Origin of the sequence: Streptococcus sp. SG1 (genome assembly GCF_030439935.1) — a bacterium.
In the GTDB taxonomy this organism is placed as follows: Bacteria; Bacillota; Bacilli; order Lactobacillales; family Streptococcaceae; genus Streptococcus; species Streptococcus gordonii.
Genome location: NZ_JAQFJC010000006.1, coordinates 82947 through 102444, shown reverse-complemented (window position 1 = coordinate 102444; position 19498 = coordinate 82947). Strand labels below are relative to the sequence as shown.

The window sequence follows — 19498 nt, the reverse complement described above, 5'->3', positions numbered from 1 at the left end:
TTATAACGATAATGTTCGTTTTTTCCTCTATTACACAATAGAAAAGCTAAATTAGTTCCTTTTGACTTCGTCAAGGTGTTCTAAAAGGTAGAGAAAGAAAGCTGGTATGGTATCTAACACATCTTCCTCATAGACCCGTTCTGTCAACTGGTGTAAGTCCTTGCCCCAAGGCCCCAAATTTACAGCAGCTACATTAATACTAGCAATTTTTTCCAAATCAAGCGGGTAAATCTCTTTTGAGACTGCCATACTGTTCAGAAGAGCTTGATAGTCACTTAAAGGCTTCTCCAAAGCACAGTAACTCATGTCACAAATGCCCATAAAAAACTCTTCAACTTTCAACTGGTAACTCCCCTTATTTGCTAAATAATTCTGATAGAAAGAAATGAATCGATCCATGTCAAGATCCTGTTCTTGAAGTCGTCTGCTATTCATTGTTGGGTAATAAGGCGGAGCAACGGCAAGTACAGCCAAAGCTTCTTTTTTATCGTAAAAATCAAGAACTTTTTGAACATTGGACAGTGTAACTTCTTGATAAGACAAGCCCTTTTGTAATTCTGCTTTAGCTTCTTGATTGACCCCTTCCATAAAGTCTTTAAAACCAGCCTTCTTTTGGCATTCTTCTAACAAGTCTTGATAGGTTAGCGCCCGTGGTTTAGCTATTGATTTGCTTTCCTGATATTGATCCTGCAATTTGGTATACTTATCATAAAATTCATCTAGAGCTTCTTGCATCAGTCCTTGGATCAGATTCAACAAGTCTTGAGGACTTTTATCCAGATACAGAAGACTAAAATATCCAGCTGCACGTAGGACCGTTGACACATCATACTGCTCTTTTAGGTCTCTCATAAATGACCAAGAAGGCAAGGGGGACTGTTCTCCATAAGCTGCATCAGATAGCAAAGGATTTAAGTCTATTTTTTCAACAATTTTAGCTAAAAGAGAAATCGCATTCACACCTTTTAATGGTTCTTTCATATGAGAAAGCAAACCCTGGGTCACGATCAAGGGCATCAATTTCCCAACTGTCCCAACATGCAGGACCTTTTCTGATTCAGATGTACTTTCAAAAGGTTCCGAATCAATAGCAAGAATGTAATTAAGATCAAAGCGCTCTTTTAAATCATAGAGCAAGCCAACGGATGCCCTCATCCCTTGAGAATACGCTTCCTCATCGCCAACAGACAAATAAAGCAAGTTTGCTTGGCCAGTGGAGACAGACGAGTATTCCTCTAAGACCCCCAACTGCAGGGCTAGGGCTGCCTTCATATCACAGGAACCTCTACCAAATTGCCAATCTCCTGAAGAAATGTCAGCCAGGACATCTTGACGTATAGACTCTTCTTTTAACTTTTCTTTCAGTGCCTGATTATCAAAAGCCAATTCTTTCAATGAACCAAAGTCTTCCGTATCCACTGTATCGTGATGATGGAAAAGAATGACTGTATCAGCCGAATCACGACGCACCAAGGCCCAATTAACACTACGTCCCAGACTATCCTCAGGAATCGGATAAGAACCAAAAAGATCTGGATGAGTTTGAAAATAAGGAATTTGTCCTATATAGTTCATCAAAAAATTTTCTATATCTCGTTCAAAAGCAGTGTGAGTAAAGCTTTTAATGGCCATACTTTTTTGAAATATATCAGCTATTCGTTCCTTCATTTTCTTCACCTGAACAGAGAACCTGTCTTTCTTCTATTTTGCCTATATTGTAGCACTCAGACTTTCAATTAACAAGGAAAAATAGGTATTTTTTAACAAAAATAAAAATCCCCCTCATGGAAAAATTATACTGAGGATTGTTTTATCATCGGTCTTTCAGCTTCTTAAATCTTCTACACTATAAAAGCTACTAACTCTTCTTCTACTCTACAACTCTAAATAAAAGAACAATCAAATCTGTATACGTCACGAATCTATCATGACTACTTACAATTTTTGTTAACTAGCTGGCCTTTCCTCTACCATCCAATCCAATTTCTCCAGAGATAAAATAGTTTTCTTAGAAAGAAATGAAAGTTGCCTAATCTGATATCTAGCTAAAAGAAAAAAATGGATTTTAAACTCAAGTCTTCACATTTAAAAGCCCCTCTCCATTGAAAGGAGAGGGGAATGAAAATTCTTCTGAACTTTAATAATTCTGTCTTTAGTCTTGGTACAATTCCTTAACAGCTTGGATATCTATTGGCTGGATACTATAGAAAGATCCTGCAGACTGCATGACGGATGCTGACTCATTGTGATCCAGTCCAATGGCATGGCCCAACTCATGAGCTGCTGTGTTCACAATCCTTTCATGAGAATATCCGTAGTAGCTGTTCAAAAGATAATAAGCATTCAAACGAACAGTTACTTTAGTAAAACGCTTGGTCAAGACATTTGTCTGAGACTCAGCTTCTCCAGCTGCCGTAATAGTACTATCATTCATTTCAGTAGCGATGATGTTAGCTTGGCTTTTATCCTCTACAAGTTGAAAAGTAAAGGCTCCTGTTGCATTCCAAGACTTCATCGCCTCCTGATAAGCTGCTCGAAAAGTAGGATTTTCCGTCTCAATATAAACTGTCGCTCTAGCAGTTTCCCAACGTGCTCCATCCGAACTCGCTACATGTTCATCAGTTAAATGCTCTCCTAGATTCTGAACATTTTGACCAAGTCCAGTGTGAATACCTTGTTGATCTAAAAAAGTATCTAACTGATTAACCGCTGTCTGTACAGCCTGTCTTATAGCCGGTAGTCCAGTTTGACTAGGATTCGTTAAATAGAGAACGCTCACTAAGATAATAAAGGCTACGATTCCTGCCCATACAAGGCGCCAGAACATTCGCCATATGAAACGAAAAAGGTTTAAAAGGAATCTCATTCTCGCCTCCTCTCTCTCCTAGATAAAAACAGATTATAAAAGACCTTGCTTAAAGTTTTCTAAAGATACAAATAGAAGAAAGTGGTTTCACTAGATAAATCAACGACTTCTACCCACTTTCTATTCGTCTCTAATTTTGTGACAAACGCTCTTCTGACTTATAGTCAATAGGCAACCACTCTAAGAGATATTCCAGCTGTTTTTCCCAATAATACCACTCATGCTTACCAGGACTCTGTTTGTAATCCAGTTTTAAGCCAAGTTTCTTCAACTCTTTGACAGCTACTTGGTTAGCCTTATAAAGAAAATCTTGCTCTCCACACCAAGCATAAAACTTAGTTTTCTTGTCTGACTCTGCTACCATACTTGTTAAAAAGTGTTGCTTCATATCAGGAGAATCCAAGTCGCCAAAGACCCCTTCCCAGTAAGCACGATTGTCACCAGGAAGATCATCAAGACTAGTCCCATCAATTCCTAAACCAAGAGCACCAGAAAAGGAAGCTGCATAAGAAAAACGATTGGTTTTCAAAGCAATTTTATAGGCGCCGTATCCTCCCATCGAAAGCCCCGCAATAAAAGTTTTCTCCCGCTTACGGCTCATATTTGGAAAGAAACGTTGTAAGACCTCTGGTAGCTCTTTAACTATGGCGTCATAATAACGGTGCCCGTAGTTTGTATTTGTATACCAGGCCAAGTCAGTCGAGGGCATCGCAACAATCAAATTCGTGTGTCTCAACAAACGTTCAATATTGGTTCTCTTACGCCAGGAATTTTCATTTCCCCCCATCCCATGCAGAAGATATAAAACTGGAATATCTTTATCTTCTACTAGAGCTGGATCAATCTCACTGGCATCTGGATAGATAACATTGACATGTCTTTCCATTTCTAAAACTTTGGAATTATATTCAATTTCAAGAAAAGCCATCTTAGTCTCCTATTCTATGATTTAAAAACAGCCTTCAGGCTGTTTTTCATTTATTTTACTTCCATCACTACTGGTAAAATAGCCGGGCGACGTTTGGTCTGTTCGAAGAGATATTTTGAAAGTACATCGCGAACGTTTCCTTTTAGTTCACTCCAATCAAATTCATCTTTTGCAAGGTAGTCTTCAACTGTTTTATTAATTAATTCGGCACTTTCTATCAAAATATCACGGCTCTTTTTGATATAAATAAAGCCACGAGTATGAACTTTAGCCTTGGAAATAATTTTTTTCTCCCGACGATTCACACTGATTGCAACGATAAAGATCCCGTCTTCTGATAAGACCTTGCGGTCTCTGAGGACAATGTTGCCAACATCACCAATAGCATTTCCATCAATAAGAACATCTCCTGCTGACACTGACCCTGCAGGGACAAAATCTCCACGGTCATATTCCATAATGGTTCCGCGTTTTGGAATGAAAATCCGCTCAGGTAAGATACCAATTTCCATAGCAGCTCGAGCATGAGCATCCAGTTCTCGGTATTCCCCTTGAATTGGGAAAAGGAATTGAGGCTTCAAAAGATTGAGCAACAATTGTAAATCACGAGCATTTCCATGACCAGATACACGTAAATGCTGGGTAATCAATTTCACGATTCCGCCTGCCTGGTAGATCATATTTTCTACTCGGGCAACAACTGCTTCTTTAGCAATAGATGGTGTCGTTACAATATAAACTAGGTCACCCTCTTTGATTTCCACATAACGGTGACGACCAATTGACATTTTACGTAAGCCGTTGATAGGTTCACCCATCCGACCTGTCTCTAAGATAATCAGCTCATGGTCTTCGAACTTAGACATTTCTTTTGGCTTGATCAAGAGACGTTCATCTGCCAAAGAAAGCTTCTTCAAACGAATGGCTGTACGAACAATGTTCTCAACATCAAAACCTGTCAAGACAACACGGCGTCCAGTATCAGCTGCAGCATCAAAGACCTGCTGAATCCGAGAGAGGTTGCTGGCTACTGCAGCCACAATCACACGGCCGTCCCAGTCGCCAATGGTGTGCATAATTTCATCGCCCACTTCACTCTCACTTGCTACTTGAACATTGCTGTCTGCGTTGGCAGAATCACTGAGGAGAGCTAATACACCTTCCCGTCCAATCTCAGCCAAGCGGCCAAAATCAGTCGCATAAGACTGGCTAGCTGATTGGTCGAACTTGAAATCGCCTGTGTAAACAATATTTCCTTCATCAGTCTTTATCACAATACCCAAGCTCTCTGGTATCGAGTGAGTCGTTCTAAAGAAGGAAACAACCACATTTCCAAACTCAATTTCTGTATTTTCATCAATCACATGGAAGTCATTAAATTTCTTGACAACATCATTATTTTTAACAAAAAGTTTAGCCAGCTCAATAGTCAATTCTGAACCGAATACAGGCACCTTGGTTTCAGCTAAAAGATAAGGCAAAGCTCCAATAGCATCCGCGTGACCATGGGTCAGGAAGACACCCGCAATTCTGTCGCTGTTCTCAAAAAGGTAATCCATGTTAGGAATCACCACATCGACACCTAACTGCTCATTTTCTGGATATTTTAGACCTGCGTCCAAAACAAAAATTGATTCATCCACCTCGGCGATATAGAGATTTTTACCATTCTCTCTGACACCACCTAAAGCGATGATTTTCACTTTACTCATTAATTTTGTATCCTTCCATACATTTATATTTTATTACTAACGGTCCTTGGAATCCAAGTCGAATGACAGTCTTGCAACTTTCGCTGCATATCCTCTATATTATACAACTTTTTCACTCTTTTTTCAAAAATGAGGTTAGTCTACTGCAAACAAAAAAGATAGAATTTCTATCTTTCTTGCTTTAATAATCGTAGTTTTCCTTTACAGTGACTACAGCGGTATCTCTTGAGATCAATCCTGCGTTGCCTATAAAAATCTGCATGACATTGCTGGCATTGGTAATGTAACTTGCCTTCTGGACTAGAAATACTGGGTGTATAGCGCAAGCCTCCTACCTGTTTAAGCAGTTCCTTAAAATCACTATCTTTATGCCGATACCCCTTGCCTTGATAATAGAGATGATAATGAACTAGCTCATGGCGGACAATTTTTCGTAAGGTTTCCAGCCCAAAAGCTTCATATATTTTTGGGTTGAAATCCAGATGACCGTCTTTGGGAAAGAAGCGCCCACCAGTCGTCCGAAGACGCTTATTCCAAAAAGCTTGATGGCGGAATTCCCATCCGAAATCTTCCAGCGAAACCTGCTTGACATACTCATTTAGATTCATTTGGCTCTATCAGAGAAAGGTTGACCTTCTCCCGCTCCACATCCAGTTTATCCACCCAGACAGTGACCAAATCACCAACAGACAGGACTTGACTGGGATGCTTAACAAAGTTTTTACTGATCTTAGAAATATGGATGAGACCGTCTTCGTGGATACCGATATCCACAAAAGCTCCGAAATCGACGACATTGCGGACGACACCTTCCAGCTTTTGACCGATGCGTAGATCCTTAATATCTAAGACATCCTGTCGCAGAACTGGCGCATCAAAGGAATCACGCAAATCCCTACCAGGTTTGAGCAGATCCGCAATAATATCTTTGAGGGTTTCTTCTCCCAAGCCTAGCTCTGCAGCCAAACTAGCAGTCTGAACAGCCTTTAATTTAGCTTGAGCCACTTCATCCAAACTGCTGATTTCCAGACGCTTAAAGAGCTCTTCCACTGCCTGATAAGACTCTGGGTGAACGCCTGTATTATCTAGCAAGTTATCACTTTCAGGAATACGTAGGAAGCCAGCTGCCTGTTCAAAAGCCTTTGCACCTAGTCGTGGCACTTTCTTGATGGCCTCACGAGACCGAATCAAACCTTCTGTTTCTCGATACTTGACGATATTTTCTGAAATAGTCTTATTGAGACCAGCTACATGGGCCAGCAGTGCAGGACTTGCGGTGTTGATATTGACTCCGACTTGGTTAACCACGGTATCCACGACAAAGTCCAGACTTTCAGACAGCTTTTTCTGGCTGACATCATGCTGGTACTGACCAACCCCGATAGACTTAGGATCAATCTTGACCAGCTCAGCTAAAGGATCTTGCAGACGGCGGGCAATGGAAATAGCTGAGCGCTTTTCAACAGTCAAATCTGGAAACTCATGACGAGCCAGTTCACTAGCAGAGTAGACAGATGCTCCGCTCTCATTGACGATGACATAGCTGACAGTTGGATGGGATTTCAAGACTTCCGCTACAAAGGCTTCGCTTTCTCGGCTGGCCGTTCCGTTTCCGATGGCGATGATTTCCACGCCAAACTGCTCAATCAGCTCTGACAACTCCTTCTTAGAAGCTTCAATCTGAGCTGGCTTTGCTGGTGGAACTGGATAGATGACATGGGTCGTCAGCATCTTACCTGTCTCGTCCACAACAGCCAGCTTAGCCCCTGTCCGAAAGGCTGGATCAAAGCCCAGTACTACGCGGCCTTTGAGAGGAGCAATCAGAAGGAGATGACGGAGATTTTCTGAGAAGAGCTGAATCGCACCATCCTCAGCAGCTTCAGTCAGCTCGGTCCGAATACGGCGCTCCATGGCTGGAATGATTTTCTTTTTAACAGCTTGCTGGACAGCTTCGATAATATAGGCATTTTTCACCTTGAAACGAACTTCAAAGAAGCGCAGGATCTTCTCAAGATTGTTCTCAAAACCAACCTTGAGAATACCTAGCTTTTCACCACGGTTAAGAGCCAGAGTACGGTAGCCTTGCATGGTCGCTACTTTTTCGGAAAAATCATAATAGATCTGGAAGACCTGCTTTTCATCCAAATCACCGTCTTTGAGACTGGACACGATAGAAGAATTGGTCTGCATCTCGTGGTAGGTCCAAGCCCGCAGCTTGGTATCTTCAGAAATCGCCTCAGTCAGAATATCCACTGCTCCAGCAAGAGCAGCTTCTGCTGTCGGAAAGGCTTCACTAGTCAGTTTCTCAGCTTCTTCTTGCAAGTTAGCCGCATCCTGTAGGATGAGGCGGGCCAAAGGAAAGAGACCTGCTTCACGGGCAATAGTAGCCTTGGTACGGCGTTTCTCCTTATAAGGAAGATAAAGTTCTTCCACATCAGCCAGCTTTTCAGCAACCTCAATCTCAGAGCGCAGAGCATCCGTTAGCTTGCCCTGCTCCTCAATCTTAGCTAAGACCGTCGCTTTACGCTCTGCCAAAGCAGTCATACTCTTATCTAAGTCAATGATTGCCTTAATCTCGACCTCATCCAGATTTCCTGTCATTTCCTTACGGTAACGAGCAATAAAAGGAATCGTATTTCCCTCAGCAGTCAGATCTAGGACCTGTAATACTTGGCTTTCTTTAAGGCCCAATTTCTGAGCAATTTTTTCAATATTTATATTTTCCATAACGTTTCTATTATACCACAAGATTGATCTTAAAAATTCAGAAAGTCAAACTTCTATTATTCTTTTATAACTCTAAGTTCTCATTAGAAACTAGTTCCTATGTCTCAAAATATCATTTTTTCCTTTTTGGTAGTATAATAGAATTATTATTTTAGAAATGAGGTGGCCCTATGGCTGTAAAATATAATAGAACAGATGATTTAGATAAGATGTTCGAGGAATTTGCAACCCTTCCTAAGCTAGAAAAAGTAGAATTCCCTGATGATAAAAAGAAAAAAGAAACAGAAGAAAAGGCTAAAAAAGCATGAGTCTCTTTTCAAATCTACCTGCTAGTGTTTTACAGGCTGGCGCTATCTTTCTCTCCATCATCATCGAGGCCCTACCTTTTGTTTTGATTGGAAGTATTATTTCTGGCTTTATTGAGGTTTATGTCACGCCAGAAAAGGTTTATCACTTCTTACCCAAAAATAAATGGGCTCGGATTTTCTTTGGAAGCTTGATCGGTATTGTCTTTCCCTCCTGTGAGTGCGGGATTGTTCCCATTATTAACCGCTTCTTAGAAAAGAAAGTGCCCAGCTACACTGCTGTTCCTTTTCTAGTGACAGCACCTGTTATCAATCCTATCGTGCTTTTTGCTACCTACTCAGCCTTTGGAAATTCCTTCCGAATGGCTCTGCTTCGTGCCTTAGGTTCTATGGTAGTGGCTATCGTTTTAGGGATCTTTTTAGGTTTCTTTGCAGACAGCAATATTCAAAAAGAAAACCGCAAGGCTGTTCATGAGCATGACTTTTCACATCTCAGCAAAGGACAAAAGTTTTTTCAGGTCTTTGTGCAGGCCATTGACGAATTTTTCGATACAGGTCGCTATTTAGTCTTTGGCTGTCTCTTTGCTAGCCTGGTCCAAGTCTATGTGCCAACCAGAATCCTGACCTCAATTAGCTCGACACCAGCTGTTGCTATTCTTCTCCTCATGCTACTGTCCTTCCTGCTCTCACTTTGCAGCGAAGCTGATGCTTTTATCGGGAGCTCCTTGATTGCTAGCTTTGGCTTATCGCCAGTCCTAGCTTTCTTGGTCATTGGGCCTATGCTAGATGTCAAGAATCTACTGATGATGAAAAATTACTTTAAGACACGCTTTATCTGGCAATTTATCAGTCTAGTTACTGTCGTCGTCTTTCTTTACTCTTGGCTTGTGGGGGTAGTGCTATGATTCGATTTCTAATCTTAGTCGGCTACTTTGAGATCACCATGTATCTGCAGCTGACAGGCAAGCTTAATCAATATATCAACCTTCATTACTCCTATCTGGCTTACTTGTCTATGATTCTGTCCTTTATCCTAGCAGTTGTGCAGCTTATTATCTGGATGAAGAAGATGGAGGTCCACAGTCATTTGAGCACTCTCTGGGCCAAACTAGGTAGCGTGCTGCTCCTTATCATCCCACTATTTGTAGGAATTTTCTTTCCAACTGTTACCTTGGATTCGACCACAGTTTCTGCTAAAGGATTTCATTTTCCACTGGCTGAGGGAACTTCAACTGCTATTCAGCAGGACGAAGGAACAACCAGCCAATACTTGAAACCGGACACCAGTACCTACTTTACCAAAGGGGCTTATGAAAAAGAAATGCGGGCAGCTGCCAAGAAATATATCAATAAAAGTACCATTCAGGTCACGACTGAAAATTACATGGAAGTTATGGAAGTTATCTATGATTATCCAGATGAATTTGTTGGTAAAACGCTTGAATTTACCGGTTTTGTCTACAATGACCCGAGCGATCAGAAAAGTCAATTTCTCTTTCGCTTTGGTATCATCCACTGTATTGCTGACTCAGGAGTCTATGGCCTCTTGACAACTGGAAATACCCAGCATTTTGAGAACAATACCTGGATCCATGCCAAAGGAAAGATTGCTGTACAATACCATAAGAATTTAGGACAGAGTCTGCCTATCTTAAAGGTCTCCAGTTTTGAAAAGGTAGAAAAACCAGCCAATCCTTATGTTTATCGTGTATTTTAGAAGAGTTAGACGAGTAATCTAACTCTTTTCTTAACCTCAGACAAAATATATTCTATTCGTAGCATCATTTACCATTTTTGAGGCATTTGTGATAAAATAGATACATCATTTTAGAAAAAAAGGATATTAGGATGTCATCTAAAGTTATTGTTACAATTTTTGGAGCTAGTGGAGATTTGGCTAAACGTAAGCTCTATCCTTCACTTTTTAGATTATATAAGTCTGGCAACCTTTCTAAGCATTTTGCTGTTATCGGAACAGCTCGCAGGCCATGGAGCAAGGAGTACTTTGAATCAGTTGTCGTTGAGTCTATCGCTGATTTAGCTGATAGTCCTGAGCAAGCACAGGAATTTGCCAGCCACTTCTACTATCAAAGTCATGATGTTCAGGATACCGAACACTACATTGAGCTACGCAAGCTTCAAAACCGACTCAATGAAGAATATCAAGCAGAACACAATAAACTCTTCTTCCTATCCATGGCTCCGCAGTTTTTCGGAACTATCGCTAAACATCTCAAATCTGAAAACATTGTCGATGGCAAAGGCTTTGAGCGTTTGATCGTCGAAAAACCTTTTGGAACAGACTTGGAAACAGCTAGCCAACTTAACAACGACTTGTTAGCAACTTTTGATGAAGAGCAAATCTTCCGAATTGACCATTATCTGGGCAAGGAAATGATCCAAAGCATCTTTGCTATTCGTTTTGCCAACTCACTTTTTGAGAATATTTGGAACCGCGACCACATTGACAATGTCCAAATCACCTTTGCCGAAAAACTGGGTGTAGAAGAACGAGGCGGATATTACGATGAATCCGGTGCCCTAAGAGATATGGTCCAAAACCATACCTTGCAATTGCTGTCTCTTCTTGCCATGGATAAGCCCAACAGCTTTACAAAAGATGAGATCCGTGCAGAGAAAATCAAGGTTTTTGAACGTTTGACACAACCGAGCCAAGAAGATTTGAAAAAATATTTCATTCGTGGCCAATACAAGTCTGGAAAAGTCAATGGTAAGAAATATATTTCTTATAGAAGTGAACCCAATGTAAATCCAGAATCTATGACTGAAACTTTTGTTTCAGGTGCCTTCTTTGTTGACAGTGACCGCTTCCGTGATGTTCCTTTCTTTTTCCGCACAGGTAAACGTCTAACAGAAAAAGGGACCCATGTTAACATCGTCTTCAAACAAATGGATTCCATTTTTGGTGAAAAACTAGCACCGAATGTTCTGACCATTTTTATCCAACCAACAGAAGGTTTCTCCCTCAGTGTTAATGGTAAAGAAGTCGGTGAACTCTTCAGTTTATCCCCTATTTCTTTAGATTATCGTACAGATGCGACTGCTTCTGGAGCTTCACCTGAACCTTACGAAAAATTAATTTTTGATGTACTTAACAATGACTCAACTAACTTTAGTCACTGGGAAGAAGTAAAGGCCAGCTGGAAATTAATTGATCAAATTGAAGAGCTCTGGAGAAACAATCAAGCGCCACTTCATGAATATGCAGTTGGAACAATGGGACCAGCTGCGTCAGCAGAATTATTGGCTCAGTTTGGAGCCGAGTGGCAATGGAACCCCTAAAATTAAAGATACAAAAAGAAATCCAAGGAATATGGATTTCTTTTTTGTTTATATCAGTCCCTCTAAAAGACCACGCATAAAGTTCTCTGAATTGAAATCTCCAATATCATCGATCTTCTCACCAAATCCAATCAATTTAACTGGAATATCCAATTCCTGACGAATAGCAAGAACAACACCTCCACGCGCTGTTCCATCAATCTTCGTTAGAACAATTCCTGTAACTGGAGTAATCTTTGAAAATTCCTTGGCTTGAACGAGGGCATTTTGTCCTGTTGAAGCATCTAAAGCTAGGAAAGTCTCGTGAGGAGCATCTGGATTGACTCGCTTAATAATCCGGCCAATCTTTTCCAATTCAGCCATGAGATTATCTTTATTTTGCAAGCGGCCAGCAGTATCGATCATCAGAATATCTACATTTTCAGCTTGAGCGCGCTCCATACCGTCAAAAACAACACTGGCTGGATCACACTTTTCAGGACCAGTCACAACAGGTACATCAACACGTTTCCCCCACTCAGCTAACTGGGCTACTGCTCCAGCCCGGAAGGTGTCTGCTGCTACCAACATAACCTTCTTGCCTTCTTGCTTGTACTTGTAGGCCAACTTACCGATAGACGTAGTTTTCCCAACACCATTGACACCGACAAAAAGCATGACTGTCAAACCATCTTGGAAATTAATTTTCTCATTGTAACGACCATCTTTTTCGTAGATATCAACTAGCTTTTCGATGATAACCTTTCGTAAAGCATCAGGTTTCTTGGCATTTTCTAATCTAGCCTCATATCGTAGCTCTTCTGCCAAATTAGAGGCCACTTGCACGCCAACGTCGCTGGTAATCAAAAGCTCTTCCAAATCTTCAAAAAAGTCTTCGTCGACAGTCCGGAAATTAGCAAAGAAAGCATTGAGCTTCGCTCCAAAGCCTGTCCGAGTTTTTTTCAAACTACGGTCATACTTTTCTTGAACAGTTTCAGTATGACCTTCTTCCTGGTCTGACTTTGTAACTTTAGCCTCTTCGCTTACACTTGTACCTTGCTTCGCTTCATCTGGTAAATCTTGCTTCTCTTCCTCAACAGCTTCTGCTTGGATTTCTGCTTGATTTGAGTCTTTCGCATCTTCATCAGCCTGACTTGGTTCATCGACAGTTAGAGGTCCTTGGTTTTCTAACTTGATATCTTCAATTGCTGGTGTTTCTGAGTCAAGTTCTGATTGTTTTTCCTCAGACTCCTCTTGGACTGGGACTGATTCTTCAGCAAGCTCTTCTTCACTTGAATTGTCTATTTGATCTTCTTCAGACTTTTCCGCAATGCTGGCGCTCTCTTCAGTCTCTTCTTGCTGGAGTTCATCCGATTCTTGCTCCACGAATCTATTTTGAGTCTTGTCTTCTATAACTTCATTCAAGACCTGATCTTCTGATAAGCGTTCTTCTAACTCTTCGTAAAATTCCTGCTTTTCCTCTTCTTCAAAAGGTTGACTCTCCTCTTGTAAACTTACTTCAGCAGCAGTTTCTACTTGAGACTGATTTTCGTTTTCTAGTTCTTCTATTGCGTCCTCTGTTTCAGAAACTTCCGTCTGAACAGACTCCTCTTCTCGGATGTCTTCTTTTTTTTCTTTTTTTCTGCCAAAAAGGCGGTCAAATAAGCCCATGGTCTGTCCTCCTTTTCTCTATAAAATATAGTTTTCAATCGCCCAAGCGACTGCGTCTTCATCGTTGGTCAGCGGGGCAACTACCTTGGCTACTGCTTTGATTTCTTCCGTTGCATTCCCCATGGCCACACCAAGTCCAGCCCATTCAATCATGGAGCGGTCGTTTGCTTCATCACCGCAAGCCATGATCTGACTGGAATCTAAACCAAGATGCTGGCTTAATTTTGCTAAACCAGTTGCTTTATGAACATTTTTCGGAGACCACTCTAACAGCATATCCCGAGATTTAAAAATTTCATATCGCTCAAGTAATTCACGTGAAATCTGTGGTAAAGCCTTATCAATGCTGGATGGATCAAAGGCTGAGACACATTTATTGTATGTCAGCCCCTCAGATAAATCGTTTAGCGATACGTGTTCAAACTGGAGATAAGGATTGGCTTGGGCATAGAGGGATTTCTGTTCTGACTGCAGCTGATACACAACTCCCTCACTAATAGCATCGAGTGGTAAAGCAAGCTTTTGAGTTTCTTCAAAAATGCGAACTACATCAGCATGGGAAAAGACAGTTTTATCTATAATTTCACCAGTATTTCGCTGAACCAAACCACCGTTAAATGTAATGGTATATTCATCCTCTAAACCTGCTGTTCCCAACTCATCTAGTAAAAATTCCATAGCTTTGAGTGGCCGACCTGTCGTCAATACAACTTTTACTCCCTTTGCCCTGGCAGCCGCTAGAGCCTTTAGATTCCTCTGAGAAATTTTCTTGTCAGAAGTCAACAGGGTTCCATCTAAATCAAGCGCAATCAGTTTAATAGCTGTCATACTAACTTCTCCATATAGGCAATTACAGACTGATCTTTGTGAGAGCCAATCACCTCAGTTGCTAATTCTAAAATCTCTGGACGGGCATTCTCTGGTGCAATTGGATGGCCAACTACCTGCATCATATGGAGGTCATTAAGATTGTCTCCAAAAGCCATGACTTGGTTCATATCTAAACCAAGTTTCTTGGCTAATTCGACAATCGCAACCCCCTTATCCACGTAATCAAGAACAATATCAATGGATTCATAACCAGTTGTCATCGCTTTGACTCCAGGAACATTTTCATTGACCCAAGCTTCTCCTTCAGCTATAGTTTCAGGTGTGAAATTAGTCGTGAATTTGAAAATCTCATCATCAATATCAGCTAAACTAGCCACCTTTACAATATTTTCATTGTAGTGAGCTGAAAAATGTAGATAGGTCGGATCTACACTGTCTAAAACATAGCAAGCTTTTTTACCTGTTAGCAAGAGCTTACCAGTATTTACATATGGAGACTCCTTTAACTTTTCAAAAGTATCTAAGTAAAAATCTCGGCTCATCGTAGCCTCATATAAATCCTGTCCATGGAATTCAACCAGACTGCCATTTTCGGCGATGAAAATAATCTCATTACGAACTTCGGCAAACAGCTTCTCCAGAGACAGAATCCCTCGGCCACTGGCTACCGCAAAATAGAGACCTTTCTCTTTGAATTTGACTAAAAGACTTTTCAGACGCTCCATGTCAAATTGCCCTTGACCATCTAAAAAGGTACCATCCATATCGGTTGCAACTAGTTTAATATCCATTTTACATACCTTCTAAATCTTTTAATTTCACCGAAACAATCTTCGACACACCGGACTCCTGCATGGTCACTCCATAAATAGAGTCAGCTGCTGACATGGTCCCTTTTCGGTGGGTAACAACGATAAACTGACTCTCCTTGTCAAAGCGGTTGAGGTAGTCCCCAAAACGTTTAACATTGGCTTCATCCAAGGCAGCTTCAACTTCATCCAAAATAACAAAAGGAATGGTCTTCACTCGAATAATGGAGAAGAGCAAAGCGAGAGCTGACAAGGCCTTTTCCCCACCACTCATGAGATTGAGGGACTGGATCTTCTTGCCAGGTGGCTGCACCGAAATTTCAACTCCAGCTGTCAAAAGATCGCCTTCTGTTAAAATTAGGTCTGCAGATCCTCCACCAAACATTTGTTTGAAGGTCATTTTAAAGCTTTCACGAATGGCCTCAAAAGTTGATTTGAAACGCTCTTTGACTTCATCGTTCATTTCTTCGATAGTTGTCAAGAGCAGATTCTTAGCAGATAAGACATCATCTCGTTGAGTATTGAGGAAGTCCAAACGATTTTTCACTTCATCAAATTGTTCAACAGCATCCAGGTTTACTGGACCGAGCGCACGTATAGATCGTTCCAAGTCTTTGACTTGCCCTTCAGATACTGCTAAGTTTTCGAGAGGACGAGCCTTCTGATTGGCTTCGTCAAAGCTCATTTGATATTCTTCCGTCAGACTGGTTAAGAGACGACGCAAAACATCAGTAATCTTTTCTTTTTCAGCCTCAGCCTTGGCCTGATTACGTATCAATTCTTCATTTTGCTTACGTGCCTGATCCAAATGACTGAGGATGTCTTCAGACTGACCTTCCAAATCTTCCAATTCAAATTTCAGGCGAATCAGTCCTTGGTTTAAGTCTGTCTTTTCTTGATTTGCAGTCTTCAACTGATCTTCTAGAACTGCAATGTCCACCTTTTGGAGACTGGATTCTTTTTGTTCCATTAAGAGTTCTAGAGTAGACTGTTCTTTGACTAAAGCTATTTTTTCTTCTTCCAAACGTTCTAAGTCATTTTTCTCAAAACGTTGGAGAGAGGTCAGCTCAGTCCGAGATAGTTTTAAGTCTGACAATTTATTGGAAAGTTTATCAAAACGTTCTTGAACAGCATCTTTATTCGATTTAACCTGCTCAATTTCCTGTGTCACATCCAATTTAGCCTGTTCAATTTCTACTAAACGAGCCTGCAATTTGGCTTGTTCACCAGAAATATCAAAGCCAGACAACCTTGCCAATTCTTGCTCTTGCATATCTTTCAGATTCGTCAGCTCTTCCACTCGCTTTGCAATTTGCTCATAAGCTAAACTAGCTTTTTGTTCTGCCAAACGGGCACTTTCGCCATCTTCCTTGATTTGATCTAAGACATGCTTAGCTTGACTCAGCTGATTGTGTAGGACTTGGACAGCCTCTTCTTTTTCCTTCAGTTGCAGATCTTTTTCCTTTATATCAGACAAAAGAGCATCTAATTCCGGTTTGATAAAGATCGTATTGTTGTTTTTATTTGCTCCACCAGCGTAGGAACCACCTGTTCGCAGTTCAGTCCCGTCTAGAGTGACTATTCTGACTTGGTAACGAACCTGACGGGCTGCTGCACGAGCATTGTCTACCGTATCAAAAATGGCTGTTGTTCCCAGCAGATTTTGGAAGATAGTATCCAAGCTGGCATCATAAGTGACAAGGGAAGAAGCAAGGCCAAGAAAACCTTTACTTGACTCAATACTTGTTCGATGATGATCAGCTAGCTGACGGGGTTTAATCGTTGTCAGTGGCAAGAAAGTTGCCCGACCAGCTCGATTTTTCTTCAAGAAATCAATTGCTCTTGTAGCAGCTGCTTCATCTTCGACAATAATATTCTGACTGCTAGCCCCTAAAGCGATCTCAAGAGCTGTCTGATAATGCGGATCAAAACTTAATTTTTCGCTAACAGCACCAACAATCCCACCTAAGCGTTCAGACTCTTGCAAGACACTTTTTACACCAGCGTAGAAGTTACTATGATTTTTAAGAATAGCTTCCAAACTTGCAGAACGAGCCTTCTTATTTTTCAAATCATCCAACAAATCAAACATGCTTTTCTGCTGATTTTGGTAACTTGTCTGCAGTTCTTGTACTTTTTCCACTTGTGCCTGGTAAGCATTCAACAAGTCTTTTAGATTCTTCCGAGCTGTTTCCAACTCTTCTATATGGGCTGTTTCAGCATTTTGGCTTTCTAACAAGTCCCTTTTAATTTTTTCAAAATCTGCTTGTTTACTCTCGTTTAGTTTCAACTGATTAGCCTGACGGCTTTCCAAAGCAGTCAAATCATTGGATAAATCAGCCTCTTCTTTCATGAGTTTGACGTATTGATCACGTAAATGCTCAATCAATTGATCAGGATCCTCAGAAAAATCGGCAATCTCTTTTTCTAACTCAGCCATTTCCTGCTGATTCTTGTCCAATTTTTCTGAAATAAGACTCAGATTTTCAGTCTTAGCCTGACAATCTTTCTCCGTTTGCTCCAACTTCTCTGCCAATACAGCCATACGAGCCTCATTCTCTTTACGGCTACTAGCCGCCTGACTCGATTCGAGCTTAGAGAGGTCAATTTGTCGCTCCAAGTCACTAATCAGACGAGTTAATTCCAGTAGCTTAGCTTGATCAGCTGCCAAGGTCTGGTTAAGCTCATGACGCTTGGATTTGAGATCTTGGTTCTCCAATTCCAATTCATCGCGTTTGCTATAATAGGCTGACAGCTCTTCCTGAATCTTGGCCAAATCCTCCTCTGCCTGGTTCAGCTTTTCCTTATTGGCGATCATTTGAGCAACTAAGACATCTAGGTAAAGTTCCCGCCTTTCTTGATCTAACTCCAAAAAGCGTTTAGCAGTTTGTGCTTGTTTCTCTAAAGGTTTGATTTGCCCATCCAATTCGTAAATAATATCTTCCAAGCGGTCCAAATTGTCTTGGGTTTGAGCCAATTTACTCTCGGTTTCCTTACGACGAGTCTTATATTTCAGTACGCCCGCAGCTTCTTCAAAAATAGCACGTCGCTCCTCCGGCTTACTGTTAAAGATTTCTTCTACCTTACCTTGGGAAATAATAGAGAAGGAATCCCGTCCAAGCCCAGTGTCCATAAAGAGATCATGAACATCACGCAAACGAACCTTTTTACCATCTATTTTGTACTCACTATCACCACTGCGATAAATATGACGCTCTACTCTAATCTCCTTAGCTACATTCTTGATAAATTGGTCGCTATTATCAAGAACCACTACTACAGACGCATAATTAAGGGGCTTGCGTGTTTCTGTCCCTGCAAAAATGACATCGGGCATCTTACCACCACGCAAACTCTTAACACTGGATTCTCCCAAAGCCCAGCGCAGACTTTCTGTAATATTGGACTTACCTGAACCATTGGGGCCGACAACTGCTGTTACCCCTTGGTCAAAAACTACCTTTGTTTTATCCGCAAAAGATTTAAAACCCTGGATTTCAATTTCTTTTAAATACATGAATGATTTTCCTTTTCAAAGGCATTCTTAGCAGCCTCTTGTTCTGCCAGCTTTTTAGAACGCCCTTGGCCTTTTCCTACTAAACGGCCGTCAACCGAAACGCTAACCTCAAAATTTTTGGCATGAGCTGGCCCAGATTCAGACACGACTTGATAAAGAATTTCTACATCTCCATTAGACTGAAGCAACTCTTGCAATTTTGTCTTATAGTCTGTCACTTGCTCAAAATCTCCTGCCTCCACCTTAGGAATCATGACTTGATAAATAAAGTTCTTCACAACTTCCAAGCCTTTATCAAGTAACAAAGCTCCTAAGAAAGCTTCAAACAAGTCACCTAAAATCGTTTCGCGCTCACGGCCCCCAGATTTTTCTTCTCCCTTACCCAGCTTGATGAAGCGATCAAACTGACAGTCACGACTAAAACCTGCCAAACTTTCTTCACGAACAATCGTTGAACGAAGCTTAGTCAGATCTCCCTCAGGTCTCTTGGGATATTTTTCAAATAAATACTCAGAGATAATTAGTTGCAGAACAGCGTCTCCTAAAAATTCCAGGCGTTCATTGTGTGAAATTTTTAAGAGGCGGTGTTCGTTGGCATAGCTTGTATGAGTAAAAGCTGTTTCTAGCAATGAAACATCCTTAAAAACCAAGCCAAATCTATCAAACAAAAGGTTTTCTAATTTTTTCATAAACCTCTACCTGTGTTCAAACTGATAAACACAAGTCCAATCCTTTCTATCTTTATAGCAAATTAGAGTAGAAAGACACTCTTAACAAATGGTAAAAGTAAGTTCTACTGCTGTTTAAATCTTCTATTAGAAAGAAGACTGCACAGCTACTATTATACCAA

Annotated in this window: 15 protein-coding genes; 4 read left to right on the top strand and 11 right to left on the bottom strand. The window is 40.9% G+C overall.

All coding sequences use genetic code 11. From position 1 onward, the window contains the following. Nucleotides 1-51: 51 nt before the first annotated feature. The 6 genes from PCY06_RS06485 to PCY06_RS06460 form a co-directional block, all read right to left on the bottom strand. A complete protein-coding gene (locus PCY06_RS06485) occupies nucleotides 52-1668 on the bottom strand; it encodes a M20/M25/M40 family metallo-hydrolase (RefSeq protein WP_125399933.1) in 1617 nt (538 codons plus the stop codon). A gap of 484 nt (nucleotides 1669-2152) precedes the next feature. Beyond that, nucleotides 2153-2866 carry a M57 family metalloprotease gene (locus tag PCY06_RS06480; RefSeq protein WP_082307759.1) on the bottom strand — a complete coding sequence of 238 codons (714 nt, stop codon included), beginning with the start codon at nucleotides 2864-2866 and terminating at the stop codon, nucleotides 2153-2155. A gap of 130 nt (nucleotides 2867-2996) precedes the next feature. After that, on the bottom strand, nucleotides 2997-3794 hold the full coding sequence (locus tag PCY06_RS06475) for an alpha/beta hydrolase family protein (RefSeq protein WP_082307760.1): 798 nt from the start codon (nucleotides 3792-3794) through the stop codon (nucleotides 2997-2999). Between the two features lie 50 nt (nucleotides 3795-3844). After that, a complete protein-coding gene (locus tag PCY06_RS06470) occupies nucleotides 3845-5506 on the bottom strand; it encodes a ribonuclease J (RefSeq protein WP_008808990.1) in 1662 nt (553 codons plus the stop codon). Nucleotides 5507-5673: 167 nt separating this feature from the next. Continuing rightward, entirely contained in the window at nucleotides 5674-6114 is a 441-nt protein-coding gene (locus PCY06_RS06465) for a SprT family protein (protein ID WP_082307761.1), read from the bottom strand. Then, nucleotides 6101-8233, bottom strand: coding sequence for a Tex family protein (locus tag PCY06_RS06460; protein ID WP_082307762.1), 2133 nt, complete (start codon nucleotides 8231-8233; stop codon nucleotides 6101-6103). Before PCY06_RS06460 ends, PCY06_RS06465 begins: the two co-directional genes overlap by 14 nt. Before the next feature lie 170 nt (nucleotides 8234-8403). Between PCY06_RS06460 and PCY06_RS06455 the strand changes: the two genes are divergently transcribed. The 4 genes from PCY06_RS06455 to zwf all read left to right on the top strand — a co-directional run bounded on the left by PCY06_RS06455 (nucleotide 8404) and on the right by zwf (nucleotide 11841). After that, nucleotides 8404-8541, top strand: coding sequence for an SPJ_0845 family protein (locus PCY06_RS06455; RefSeq protein WP_020992669.1), 138 nt, complete (start codon nucleotides 8404-8406; stop codon nucleotides 8539-8541). Further along, entirely contained in the window at nucleotides 8538-9443 is a 906-nt protein-coding gene (locus tag PCY06_RS06450; protein WP_008808993.1) for a permease, read from the top strand. The genes PCY06_RS06455 and PCY06_RS06450 overlap by 4 nt, the downstream gene beginning before the upstream one ends. Beyond that, nucleotides 9440-10255: a TIGR03943 family protein gene (locus tag PCY06_RS06445; RefSeq protein WP_082307763.1), complete on the top strand. Its 816-nt coding sequence runs from the start codon at nucleotides 9440-9442 to the stop codon at nucleotides 10253-10255. Before PCY06_RS06450 ends, PCY06_RS06445 begins: the two co-directional genes overlap by 4 nt. 131 nt (nucleotides 10256-10386) lie before the next feature. After that, entirely contained in the window at nucleotides 10387-11841 is a 1455-nt protein-coding gene (zwf, locus tag PCY06_RS06440) for a glucose-6-phosphate dehydrogenase (RefSeq protein WP_105165154.1), read from the top strand. 48 nt (nucleotides 11842-11889) lie between these two features. On the opposite strand, the gene ftsY is transcribed toward zwf, so the two are convergent. The 5 genes from ftsY to rnc are packed head-to-tail and all read right to left on the bottom strand — an operon-like array spanning nucleotide 11890 to nucleotide 19337. Further along, entirely contained in the window at nucleotides 11890-13491 is a 1602-nt protein-coding gene (gene ftsY / locus PCY06_RS06435; RefSeq protein WP_301389637.1) for a signal recognition particle-docking protein FtsY, read from the bottom strand. Between the two features lie 18 nt (nucleotides 13492-13509). Next, nucleotides 13510-14319, bottom strand: a complete 810-nt coding sequence (locus PCY06_RS06430; protein ID WP_082307764.1) for a Cof-type HAD-IIB family hydrolase — start codon at nucleotides 14317-14319, stop codon at nucleotides 13510-13512. Continuing rightward, nucleotides 14316-15113: a Cof-type HAD-IIB family hydrolase gene (locus PCY06_RS06425; RefSeq protein ID WP_048778544.1), complete on the bottom strand. Its 798-nt coding sequence runs from the start codon at nucleotides 15111-15113 to the stop codon at nucleotides 14316-14318. The genes PCY06_RS06430 and PCY06_RS06425 overlap by 4 nt, the downstream gene beginning before the upstream one ends. 1 nt (nucleotide 15114) lies before the next feature. Beyond that, entirely contained in the window at nucleotides 15115-18648 is a 3534-nt protein-coding gene (gene smc, locus PCY06_RS06420) for a chromosome segregation protein SMC (RefSeq protein WP_082307765.1), read from the bottom strand. Continuing rightward, entirely contained in the window at nucleotides 18639-19337 is a 699-nt protein-coding gene (gene rnc / locus PCY06_RS06415; RefSeq protein WP_012000242.1) for a ribonuclease III, read from the bottom strand. Before rnc ends, smc begins: the two co-directional genes overlap by 10 nt. Nucleotides 19338-19498 lie beyond the last annotated feature (161 nt).